The 11,304-nt window shown below is 72.6% G+C and carries 11 protein-coding genes; 3 read left to right on the top strand and 8 right to left on the bottom strand.

Annotation, left to right across the window (positions count from 1 at the left end):
• Nucleotides 1-212: 212 nt before the first annotated feature.
• Nucleotides 213-2,009 carry a 2-isopropylmalate synthase gene (gene leuA, locus DMP17_RS28605; protein ID WP_226354754.1) on the top strand — a complete coding sequence of 599 codons (1,797 nt, stop codon included), beginning with the start codon at nt 213-215 and terminating at the stop codon, nt 2,007-2,009.
• Between the two features lie 49 nt (nt 2,010-2,058).
• Here leuA and DMP17_RS28600 read toward each other — a convergent pair whose 3' ends face one another.
• From DMP17_RS28600 to DMP17_RS28575, 6 genes are all read right to left on the bottom strand, one after another.
• A complete protein-coding gene (locus tag DMP17_RS28600; RefSeq protein WP_226354753.1) occupies nt 2,059-3,162 on the bottom strand; it encodes an ABC transporter ATP-binding protein in 1,104 nt (367 codons plus the stop codon).
• Nucleotides 3,159-4,169 carry an ABC transporter ATP-binding protein gene (locus DMP17_RS28595; RefSeq protein ID WP_304580126.1) on the bottom strand — a complete coding sequence of 337 codons (1,011 nt, stop codon included), beginning with the start codon at nt 4,167-4,169 and terminating at the stop codon, nt 3,159-3,161. Before DMP17_RS28595 ends, DMP17_RS28600 begins: the two co-directional genes overlap by 4 nt.
• Nucleotides 4,166-5,092 carry an ABC transporter permease gene (locus tag DMP17_RS28590; RefSeq protein WP_226354752.1) on the bottom strand — a complete coding sequence of 309 codons (927 nt, stop codon included), beginning with the start codon at nt 5,090-5,092 and terminating at the stop codon, nt 4,166-4,168. Before DMP17_RS28590 ends, DMP17_RS28595 begins: the two co-directional genes overlap by 4 nt.
• Nucleotides 5,089-6,093, bottom strand: a complete 1,005-nt coding sequence (locus DMP17_RS28585) for an ABC transporter permease (protein ID WP_062399555.1) — start codon at nt 6,091-6,093, stop codon at nt 5,089-5,091. The genes DMP17_RS28590 and DMP17_RS28585 overlap by 4 nt, the downstream gene beginning before the upstream one ends.
• 76 nt (nt 6,094-6,169) lie before the next feature.
• A complete protein-coding gene (locus tag DMP17_RS28580) occupies nt 6,170-7,822 on the bottom strand; it encodes an ABC transporter substrate-binding protein (RefSeq protein WP_443217915.1) in 1,653 nt (550 codons plus the stop codon).
• Nucleotides 7,823-7,936: 114 nt separating this feature from the next.
• Nucleotides 7,937-8,857 carry a helix-turn-helix domain-containing protein gene (locus DMP17_RS28575; protein ID WP_226354750.1) on the bottom strand — a complete coding sequence of 307 codons (921 nt, stop codon included), beginning with the start codon at nt 8,855-8,857 and terminating at the stop codon, nt 7,937-7,939.
• Between the two features lie 258 nt (nt 8,858-9,115).
• Between DMP17_RS28575 and DMP17_RS28570 the strand changes: the two genes are divergently transcribed.
• Nucleotides 9,116-9,307 (top strand): hypothetical protein, encoded by a 192-nt coding sequence (locus DMP17_RS28570; RefSeq protein ID WP_337831119.1) that lies wholly within the window; start codon nt 9,116-9,118, stop codon nt 9,305-9,307.
• A gap of 119 nt (nt 9,308-9,426) precedes the next feature.
• Here DMP17_RS28570 and recR read toward each other — a convergent pair whose 3' ends face one another.
• Nucleotides 9,427-10,044: a recombination mediator RecR gene (gene recR / locus DMP17_RS28565; RefSeq protein ID WP_062399547.1), complete on the bottom strand. Its 618-nt coding sequence runs from the start codon at nt 10,042-10,044 to the stop codon at nt 9,427-9,429.
• 1 nt (nt 10,045) lies between these two features.
• A complete protein-coding gene (locus DMP17_RS28560) occupies nt 10,046-10,360 on the bottom strand; it encodes a YbaB/EbfC family nucleoid-associated protein (protein WP_060713646.1) in 315 nt (104 codons plus the stop codon).
• A gap of 127 nt (nt 10,361-10,487) precedes the next feature.
• On the opposite strand from DMP17_RS28560, the gene DMP17_RS28555 reads away from it, so the two are divergent.
• Nucleotides 10,488-11,291: an N-acetylmuramoyl-L-alanine amidase gene (locus DMP17_RS28555; protein ID WP_308253067.1), complete on the top strand. Its 804-nt coding sequence runs from the start codon at nt 10,488-10,490 to the stop codon at nt 11,289-11,291.
• The last annotated feature ends 13 nt before the right edge of the window (nt 11,292-11,304 follow it).

Below are 11,304 nucleotides of genomic sequence, written 5' to 3'. Positions count from 1 at the left end.
GTTGTGATCACTTCGTTGCGAGCCGGGGCTCGGGGGCCGGGTTCGACCGTGCGGGTGGCGACTTGCCGCGCAACGGGGGTTCGGGTCTACGGTAGGAGGCATGGCGCGCCTGCTCCTTCGCCGCCGCGGCGGGGTCTGAACCGACCGGCCCCTCGTCGCGGGGTTTCGCGTGTCCGCCGGTCGCCACGACGGCACGACGACGGAGCATTCCCGTGACCACCTCTCCCGACGCCTACGAAGCCCGCGCCCGCAGCAACGTCCGCACCCCCGAGGGCGCGCCGCACGCGGCCCAGCCCGCCTGGAACCGCCAGCGCGGCTCGCAGATGCCGGTCCACCGGTACAAGCCCTTCCATCAGCTGGTCGAGCCGGTCTCGCTGCCCGACCGCACCTGGCCGGACAAGGTCATCGACACCGCGCCGCTGTGGTGCGCGGTCGACCTGCGTGACGGCAACCAGGCGCTGATCGACCCGATGAGCCCGCTGCGCAAGCGGCGCATGTTCGACCTGCTGGTACGCATGGGCTACAAGCAGATCGAGGTCGGCTTCCCGGCGGCGAGCCAGACCGACTTCGACTTCGTCCGCGAGATCATCGAGCAGGGCGCGATCCCGGAGGACGTGCAGATCCAGGTCCTGACCCAGGCCCGCCCGGAGCTGATCCAGCGGACCTTCGAGGCCTGCGAGGGCGCGCACTCGGCGATCGTCCACCTCTACAACTCGACGTCGATCCTGCAGCGCCGGGTCGTCTTCCGCTCCGACCGCGCGGGCATCACCAAGATCGCCACCGACGGCGCGGAGGAGGTCAGCAAGTTCGCCGAGAAGTACCCGGCGACCGACTGGACCTTCCAGTACTCGCCGGAGTCCTACACCGGCACCGAGCTGGAGTACGCCGTCGAGATCACCAACGCGGTGAGCGCGATCTGGCAGCCGACGCCCGAGCACCCGATGATCGTCAACCTGCCGGCGACGGTCGAGATGGCGACGCCGAACGTCTACGCGGACTCCATCGAGTGGATGCACCGCAACCTGGCCCGCCGCGACTCGCTGGTGCTGTCGCTGCACCCGCACAACGACCGCGGCACCGGCATCGCCGCCGCCGAGCTGGGCTACCAGGCCGGTGCCGACCGGATCGAGGGCTGCCTGTTCGGCAACGGCGAGCGCACCGGCAACGTCGACCTGGTCGCGCTGGGCATGAACATGTTCACCCAGGGCATCGACCCGCAGATCGACTTCTCCGACATCGACGAGGTCCGGCGCACCGTCGAGTACTGCAACCAGCTGCCGGTGCACGAGCGCCACCCGTGGGGCGGCGACCTGGTCTACACCGCGTTCTCCGGCTCCCACCAGGACGCGATCAACAAGGGCTTCGCCGCGATGGAGGCCGACGCCGCGGAGGCCGGGCACCCGGTCGCCGACCACACCTGGGAGGTCCCGTACCTGCCGGTGGACCCGAAGGACATCGGCCGCACCTACGAGGCCGTCATCCGGGTCAACAGCCAGTCCGGCAAGGGCGGCATCGCCTACATCATGAAGACCGAGCACCAGCTCGACCTGCCGCGCCGGCTGCAGATCGAGTTCAGCCACGTCATCCAGGCCTTCACCGACACCGAGGGCGGCGAGGTCGAGCCCAAGGCCATGCGCGACGCGTTCGACGTCGAGTACCTGGGCCGCGAGACCCCGCTCAAGCTGGTGCGCCACCGCATCCACAGCGACGGCGAGGGCCGCGACGAGATCGTCGCGACCGTGCGCGTCGAGTCCGACCTCCACGAGATCGCCGGCTCCGGCAACGGGCCGATCGCGGCGTTCGTCGACGCGCTGGCCGGGATCGGGTTCGACGTGCGGGTACTCGACTACCACGAGCACGCGATGGGCGGCGGTGACGACGCCCGCGCCGCGGCCTACGTCGAGTGCGCCGTCGAGGAGAAAGTGTTCTGGGGCGTCGGGATCGACAGCTCGATCACCAGCGCCAGCCTCAAGGGCGTCGTGAGCGCGATCAACCGCGCCCTGCGCTGACCGCTCCGGCCCGGCCCGCCCGCGTCGTGCGGGCGGGCCGGGGACCGGGTCAGCGGCCGATCGCGTCGCCGAGGGTGATCTGCTGGTCGGGGACCTCCGGGCCGCTGCCCGGGCCGACGGCGGCGTCGGCCTCCTCCGCGGTCACCTCGTGCGGGGTGATCCGCCCGTCGCGGACGGCCTCGGCGTGGTGGCAGGCGACCCGGTGCCCCGAGGTGTCGCCGTCGAGCACGCGCAGCTGCGGGCGCTCGGTGGAGCACCGGTCGTCCTGGCGCCACGGGCAGCGGGTGTGGAAGCGGCACCCGGACGGCGGCGCGGCGGGCGAGGGCAGGTCCCCGGACAGCAGGATCCGCTCGCGGGTGTCCTCCACGGTCGGGTCCGGCTGGGGCACCGCCGAGAGCAGGGCCCGGGTGTAGGGGTGCAGCGGACCGTCGTAGAGCGCGCGGGCGGGCGCCTCCTCCACGATCGACCCGAGGTACATCACCCCGACCCGGTCCGAGACGTGCCGCACGACGGCCAGGTCGTGCGCGATCACCAGGTAGGTCAGGCCGAGCTCGCGCTGCAGCGAGCGCAGCAGGTTGAGCACCTGGGCCTGCACCGACACGTCCAGCGCCGAGACCGGCTCGTCGGCGACGACGAGGTCGGGCTCCACGCACAGCGCCCGGGCGATCCCGATGCGCTGACGCTGCCCGCCGGAGAACTCGTGCGGGTAGCGGCGCAGCGCGGACTCCGGCAGCCCGACCGCGCGCATGAGCTCGGCGAGCCGGTCCGGACCGGCCTCGATCCCGTGCGCGGCCAGGCCCTCGCGCAGCAGCGACCCGACCGACTGCCGCGGGTCCAGGCTGGACATCGGGTCCTGGAACACCATCTGGAACCGTCGGCGCATCCGGCGCAGCGGCTCCCCCTTCAGCGCGGCGACGTCGGTGCCGTCGAAGGACACCGTGCCCGCGGTCGGCTCGGTGAGCTTGAGGATCGCCCGCCCGAGGGTCGACTTGCCGCAGCCGGACTCGCCGACCAGGCCGTAGGTCTCGCCGCGCTCGATCCGCAGCGAGACGCCGTCGACGGCCCGGACGTGCCCGACGGTGCGCTGCACCAGCACACCCCGGGTGATCGGGAAGTGGACCTGCAGGTCCTCGACCTCCAGCAGGGGGCTCATGCCGTCGCTCCGATCGGCTCGGGGTTGTGGCAGCGCAGCAGCCGACCCGCCTCGTCGTCGGCCACCGGGGTGACCGAGGTGCAGGTCTCCAGCGCCCGCGGGCAGCGCGGCGCGAACGCGCAGGCGTGGTCCCAGGGCAGGTTGTCCGACACCGACCCGGTGATCGCGGGCAGCTCCGCGGCGGGGTCGGAGTCCAGCCGGGGGATCGACCGGATGAGTCCCGAGGTGTACGGGTGGCGCGGGCCCCCGAACAGGGCGTGCCGCTCCGCGCGTTCCACGACCCGGCCGCCGTAGAGGACGTTGACCCGGTCGCAGAGCCCCGCGACGACGCCCAGGTCGTGCGTGATCATGATCAGTGCCGTTCCCGTCTCGGCGACGAGCTCGCGCAGCAGCTCCAGGATCTGGGCCTGGATGGTGACGTCGAGGGCGGTGGTCGGCTCGTCGGCGATGAGCAGCTTCGGCCGGCAGGCGAGCGCGATCGCGATCAGCGCACGCTGGCGCATCCCGCCCGACATCTGGTGCGGGTAGGCCGACACGCGTCGTGCCGGGTCGGGGATGCCGACCCGCTCCAGCAGGGAGACGGCCTCCGTGCGGGCCTCGTCCTTGCTCATCCCGCGGTGCCGGGTGAGCGCCTCGGTGATCTGGACACCCACCGGGACGACCGGGTTCAGCGACGAGAGCGGGTCCTGGAAGACCATCCCGATGTCGCGGCCGCGCCGCTCGCGCAGCTCGGCGTCGGACAGGGTGAGCAGGTCGACGGACTCGTCCCCGGAGGAGAACAGCACCGAGCCGCCCACCCGGGGGGTGCGGCCCGGCAGCAGCCCCATGATCGCCAGGGAGGTCACGGACTTGCCGCAGCCGGACTCGCCGACCAGGCCGACGACCTCGCCGGGGCGGACGTCGAACGACACCCCGTCGACGGCGACGACGTCGGCCTCACCCCGCCGCACGAAGCGCACGGACAGGTCCTGGACCTGCAACAACGGGTTCATCGGAGGTGTGGTCATCGCCGGCCTTTCGGGTCGATGGCCTCGCGCAGCGACTCGCCGAGCAGCGTGAACCCGAGCGCGACGACGATGATCGCGATCGCCGGGTAGACCGCCAGCCCGGGCCGGACGTCGAGGTAGGGCTGCGCGGAGGCGAGCATCAGGCCCCACTCGGCGCGGGCCGGGTCGGCGTCGCCGAGGCCGAGGAAGGACAGCGCGGCCGCGTCGAGGATCGCCGTCGCCAGGGTCAGCGTGGCCTGCACGATCACCGGGCCGATCGCGTTGGGCAGCATGTGCCGCAGCACGACCGCCCGTCGCCTCACGCCGAGCGCGGTGGCCGCGAGGACGTGGTCGGAGTCGCGCTGGGCGAGCATCGACCCGCGCAGCAGCCGCGCGAAGATCGGCACGTTCACCAGCGCGACGGCGATGATGACCGTCGTCTGGCTGGGCCGGGCGGCCAGCGCCGCGACCGAGATCGCGAGCAGCAGCGACGGGATCGACAGCAGCACGTCGGTGACGCGCATGAGGACGGTGTCGATCCAGCCGCCGAACGCGCCGGCGAGCACACCGATGACCAGGCCAGCCGCGAGCCCGAACACGGTCGCGAGCACGCCGACGAGCAGGGTCTGGCGCGACGCCAGGATCATCCGGGAGAACTCGTCGCGGCCGTTCTGGTCGCTGCCGAGCAGGAAGCCGGGCTGCGGCCCGGGGATCGAGCCGGGGCGCAGCTGGTCGAGCAGCTGCGGGAACGCCTGGGCCGGGTCGTGCGGGGCCAGCAGCGGCGCGAACACCGAGACCAGCACGAACAGCCCGATGATCACCGCCCCGACGATCGCGGTGGGGCTGCGGCGCAGCCGGCGCAGCGCGTCCGCGGACAGGCTGCGGCCGGCGGTGTCGTCGATCCGGTCCTTCCGCCGCTGCGCCCAGGTGGTCGGTGCGCTCATCGCAGCCTCACCCTCGGGTCGATCACGGCGTAGGACAGGTCGACGAGCAGGTTGACCAGCACGTAGATCAGCGCGCCGAGCAGCACCACGGCCTGCAGCCGCGGGTAGTCGCGGCGCTCGATGCCCTCGGCGATCAGGGTGCCGATGCCGGGCCGGTTGAACACCTTCTCGGTCAGCACCGCGCCGGCGAGGAGCAGGCCGGTCTGCAGGCCGATCGTCGTGGAGACCGGCAGCAGCGCGTTGCGCAGGACGTGCCGGCCGCGGACGGTGCCCGGCGCGAGGCCCTTGGCGTTGGCGGTGCGGACGAAGTCGGACTCCAGCACGTCGAGCACCGACGCCCGGGTGATCCGCACGATGACGGCGAGCGGGATCGTCGCCAGCGTGACGGCCGGCAGCACGAGGTGCAGCAGCGAGTCCCAGCTGGCATCGAACTCGCGGGTCAGCAGGCCGTCGAGGGTGGGGAAGCCGGTGACCGAGGTGGCGTCGATGCCGGTCGACTGCAGCCCGGACGGCGGGAACAGGCCGAGGTCGACGGCCAGGAACTGCTTGAGCACGTAGCCGAGGAAGAACACCGGTACGGCGACGCCGACCAGCGTCCCGACGATGGTCAGGTTGTCCCAGATCCCGCCGCGGTGGCGGGCGGCGAGGTAGCCGAGCGGGATCCCGAGGGCGACGGCGAGCAGCAGCGCCGACAGGGACAGCTCGATCGTCCCCGGCAGCGCCCGGCCGAGCTCGGTGATCACCGGGTCGCCGGTGACGAGGGAGGCGCCGAAGTCGCCGGTCAGCGCCCGGCCGAGGTAGTGCAGGTACTGGATCGGGATGGGCTGGTCCAAGCCCAGTGTCTTGTTCAGTGCCGCGATCGACTCCGGGGTCGCCTTGTCTCCGAGCAGCGCACCGGCCGGTCCGCCGGGCAGCGACCGCAGCCAGGCGAACAACAGGACGGACAGGATGAGCAGCGTCGGGACGACCTGGAGCAGGCGGCGCGCGACGAAGCGCAGCATGCGTGGATGTCCTCAGTGGTGGGAGGCGGGACACGCGACCGGGCGCCGCGGGATCTCCGCGGCGCCCGGGGCACGGTCAGTTCTTGCTGACGGAGACGAAGCGCTCGTCGGTCAGCGGCGACGGGATCACGCCCTGCACGTTCGGTCCGACGACGATCGCCGGGCCGGTGGTCAGGATCGGCACGGCCGGCAGGTACTTGGCCATGATGTCCTTGTTCGCCTGCTGGTACGCGGCGGCGTGACCGGCCGGGTCCGGGATGGCGTCGGCCTTGGCCAGCTCGGCGAACATCGCCGGGTCCTGCGCCCCGAACTCGGCCTTCTCCCGGCCGAAGAACGTGCCGACGAAGTTGCCGGCGTCGTTGTAGTCACCGGTCCAGCCGAGCATGTGCAGGTCGTGCTTGCCGGCCTTCTGGACGTCGTCCTTGTAGCCGCCGTTCCACGGCCGCGCGACCGGGTTGACCGTGATGCCGACGGCCTTCAGGTTCGCCGACATCGCCGAGAACAGGTCCGCCGGGTTCGGCATGTAGGGCCGGGTGATCTCGGTCGGGTAGTAGAAGTTCAGCGTCAGGTTCTGCGCGCCGGCCTCGGCGAGCAGCTGCTTGGCCTTCTCCGGGTCGTACGGGTACTGGGTGACGTCGTCGGCGTAGCCCGCGACGGTCGGCGGCACGAACTCCTTCGCGACGGCGGAGCCCTCCGGCATCTTGGTGCGGACCAGCGACTCGCGGTCGATCGCGTAGGCGAGCGCCTGGCGGACCCGCAGGTCCTTGAGCTTCGGGTTGTTCTTGGTGTTGATGCCCATGTAGAGCAGCGAGAACGGCTGGCGGATCAGCACCTGGTCGCCCTGGTCCTTCAGGGTCTGGTAGTCCGCCGGGGACGGGTAGTCGTAGCCGTCGATGGTGCCGGCGGCCAGCTCCTGCTTGCGGGCGTTCTCGTCCGGGATGATCTTGAAGATGAGCCGGTCGAGCTTGGCCTTCTCGCCCCAGTACTGGTCGTTGCGGACCAGGGTGATCGTGTTGTTCGCCTTGTCGAAGCTCTCGAACTTGAACGGCCCGGTGCCCGTCGGGTGCTCGTTCGCGTAGGCGGGGTAGGTGAAGGAGTCACCGCTCTGGGTGACGGCGTCGGCGTCGTACTGCTTGAGCGCCGCCGGGCTGGAGATCGAGAACGACGTGAGGCCGAAGGCGGCCGGGAACGCGCCCTTGAACTTGTTCAGCGCCAGGACGGCGGTGTTCGGGCTCTGCGCCGTGCAGGACTTGTAGAGCGGGGTACCCGAGGCGTCGCCCTCGTTCTTGGCGAAGCCCTCGAAGACGTCGCCGTAGTAGATCATCTGGCTCTGCGCCGCGGCGCCCTTCATGGTGAACCAGCGGTCGAAGTTCGCGCAGACCGCGGTCGCGTCGAGCGGCGTGCCGTCGTGGAACGTGACGCCCTCGCGGAGGGTGAACGTCCAGGTCTTGCCGTCCGGGGTGGACTTCCACTCGGTGGCCAGGCCGGGCTCGAGCTCGGTGGTCCCGGGCTTGTAGGTGATCAGCGTGTCGAACATCTGCCGGGCCGGGCGGAAGCTCTCGCCGTCGTCGTTGAAGATCGGGTCGAAGTTCTTCGGCGCACCCGCGGCGCCGAACACGAACGTCCCCCCGGCGGCGTCGCCACCCGCTCCGCGCTCCGAGCTCGCGCAGGCGGTCATGCCCACTGCGAGCACGCCCGCCATGACCGCCGTCATCCACCGTCTGCGCATTCCGGTCCCCTCGTCGGCAGAGGCGTCCACCCGATGTGTGCGTGAGGACACCTGATGACGGGGAAACCTATAGCGGTCCGTTACCAACCGGTAGACCCTTGCGTCACGATAGTGCTACGAACTGGTACGCACGTCCCGTTCGTCCGGGCCGTCGTCGACGGCCGACCGGTGCGCGTCCCGGTGGGCCGACACCGCGGCCCGCGAGGCGTCCTCGTCGAGCGCGGCGGCCCGGACCTCGTCGAAGACCTCGCGGTAGGTGCGCAGGTCGGCGGGCGACTCCAGGAACGACTCCCCCGCGTGCCCCTCGGTGTGGACGACGTCGGGGCCGAGCTCGTCGGGGACGGTCAGGATCGCGAAGCGGCCGGCGTGCGCCCGCTGCGGCCCGGCGCCGAACGGGAGCACGCGCAGCGTCACGTCGGGCAGGCCCGACAGCGTGAGCAGCCGGTCGAGCTGCTCGGCCATCACCGCGGGGCCGCCGGTCGCGCGGGTGAGTACGGCCTCGTCGACGACGGCGTCGAGCACCAGCGGCGGCGTCGCGGTGAGCGCCTCGTGGCGACGTCCGCGCAGCCGCACGAGCTGGTCGATCTCCCAGTCCGGGCGCCCCGGGAGCCGGGCACGCAGCGCGGCGTGCGCGTAGGCGGGCGTCTGGAGCAGCCCGTGCAGCACGGTCAGGTCGAACGCGGCGACGGCGGTCGCGTCGGACTCGGCGGCGGCGTAGCGCCCCGGCGACGGCAGGAAGTGCGGGTCGCTGCGCAGGCCCTCGGTGAACGGCTCCCACCAGCCGCGGGTGCGGCTCTCGGTGACCAGCCGCTCGAGCATCTCCGCCTCGACCCCGGCGACCCCGCCGTAGACCTCGACCAGCGCGGCGACGTCGGCCGGGCGCGGCACCCCCTTGCCGTTCTCCAGCCTGCTGATCTTCGACGTCGAGCAGCCCACGCCGCCCGCGGCGTCCTCCAGCTTCAGACCGGCGTTGACGCGCAGCCTGCGCAGCTCGGCACCCAGCCGTCGTCGCGCGCCGGTCGGCTCCTGCTCCACCTCGCGCCCCCTCCGTGGCCCCGCCGTGCAATCTACAGTTCTGTGCAATTCCCTGTGCCTGCAATTGCACGGAGGCGCATCGTCGTGCATCCTGGAGTCACCCGGACGTGACGGCAGACACACCGACCGTGGCGACCGGGGACCACGGACCGACCGCGACACACGAAGGGAGATTGACATGATCCGCAGGACGCAGGTGCCGCACACAGGCACGCACCACAGCGCCCGTACCGGGCGGTGGTCGCCGTGATCGCGCTGGTGGCGGTGGCCCTGGCGGGGCTGGCCACGCTGGTCGTCTCGGCGATCGTGATCGGGGTGACCGACCGGCGCCAGAGCGAGGCGTGGCGCAGGATCGCCGAGCAGCGACGCCGGGAGTGGGAGCGCAGGCAGCGCCAGCTCCACGGCCGGCCGCACCACGTGGACGCGTGGGGCGACGAGGATTCCGACTGACACCACTGTCGGGACCCACCAGGAAGGACGGCGCAGCGGCGGGGGGTTGCTGCGCCGGGTGGCCGGTCACGACCGGGGCGACGCGCCCGGGGCGGACCGGCCCGTTCTGTGTCCGGGGCCTAGAGGGCCCGCCGGCCGGCGAGCGCGCGGCCGAGGGTCATCTCGTCGGCGAACTCCAGGTCGCCGCCCATCGGCAGGCCGGACGCGAGCCGCGTGACGCTCAGGCCCGGGAAGTCGCGCAGCAGCCGGACCAGGTAGGTCGCGGTCGCCTCGCCCTCGGTGTTGGGGTCGGTCGCGATGATGACCTCGGAGATCTCGGTCTCGTCGGTCGCCGGACCGGTGCCGCCGAGGCGGGCGAGCAGCTCGCGGATCCGCAGCGTGTCCGGGCCGATCCCGGCCAGCGGGTCGAGCGCGCCGCCGAGCACGTGGTAGCGCCCCTTGAACTCCCGGGTCCGCTCGACGGCCAGGACGTCCTTGGGCTCCTCGACCACGCACACCAGCGTCGGGTCGCGTCGCGCGTCGGAGCAGTAGCGGCAGCGGGTGTCCGACGCGACGTTGCCGCACACGTCGCAGAACGCGACGCCCTGCTTGACCGTCTGCAGGACCTCCTGGAGCCGGTTGATGTCGGCCGGGTCCGCGGCGAGCAGGTGGAACGCGATGCGCTGGGCGCTCTTCGGACCGACCCCGGGCAGGCGTCCCAGCTCGTCGATCAGGTCCTGGACCGGTCCTTCGAACACCTCAGGCGCCCGGGAGGCCCAGGCCGCCCATGTCGAGACCGCCGGCGAGCGGACCCATCTTCTCCTGCTGCAGCTCCTGCGCACGGCGGACTGCGTCGGCGAGCGCGCCGGCGACGAGGTCCTGCAGGGTCTCGACGTCCTCCGGGTCCACGACCTTCGGGTCGATCCGCACCGAGCGCGGCTCCAGCCCCGCGGTGACGGTGACCTCGACCAGCCCGTTCCCGGCCTGGCCGGTGACCTCGGCGGTCGCGAGCTCGGCCTGGGCCTGCTGGAGCTGCTGCTGCATCTTCTGGGCCTGCTGCAGGATCATCTGCATGTCGGGCTGACCGGGTTGCACGCGTACCCCTCGCTGTCGGGTCCGGCTCGCGCGATCGGGGGCTTCCCCGGCGCGACCGGCGCGGACGTGTCCTTCTCCCAGGGTAGACGTGTCAGGCTGACCGACCGTGCGCGCCCTGATCCGTTCCGCCACAGCCGTCCTCCCGGCCGTCGTCGCGCTGCTGTGCGCCGGCTGCGGCGCAGCGGCACCGGCCCCGCCCTCGGTCGACGCGACCCCGGTGCCGGCCGCGACGACCCGCTCGCTGCCCACCACCCCGGCGCCGGTCCCCGCCCCCGTCGTGCTGCTCGACCCCGGGCACAACGGCGGCAACGCCGCGGACCCGGCCGCGGTGAACCGGCCGGTCCCCGACGGGCGCGGCGGGACCAAACCGTGCAACACGACCGGCACGTCCACGAACGCCGGCTACGCCGAGCACACCTTCACCTGGGACCTGGCCGGGCGGCTGCGGTCCCGGCTGGAGGCCGCCGGTGTGCGGGTGGTGCTCACCCGCCCCGGCGACGACGGCGTCGGCCCCTGCGTCGACGCCCGCGGGGCGGCGGGCGGCCGGGCCGGTGCGGCGCTGGCCGTGTCACTGCACGCGGACGGCGCGGCGGCCTCGGCCCGAGGGTTCCACGTCGCCTACGCCGAGCCCGCGGTGCACGGGACCGGACCGGCGTCGCTGCGCCTGGCCACCGGGCTGCGGGACGCGCTGCGCTCGGCCGGGTTCGCCCCGGCCGGCTACATCGGCCGCGACGGGCTCGACGGCCGCGAGGACCTGGCCGGCCTGAACACCTCGACCGTGCCGACCGCGCTGGTGGAGGCGGGCAACATGCGCAACGCCGGCGACGCCGCCGTGCTCACCGACCCAGCCGGGCGGGACCGGATCGCGGCGGCGGTGGCCACGGCGGTGCTGGCGCAGCTGCGCCGCTGACCACCCGCGACCC

It is taken from the genome of Pseudonocardia sp. TMWB2A (assembly GCF_017312135.1).
This window is presented reverse-complemented; position numbering and strand designations above follow the sequence as displayed.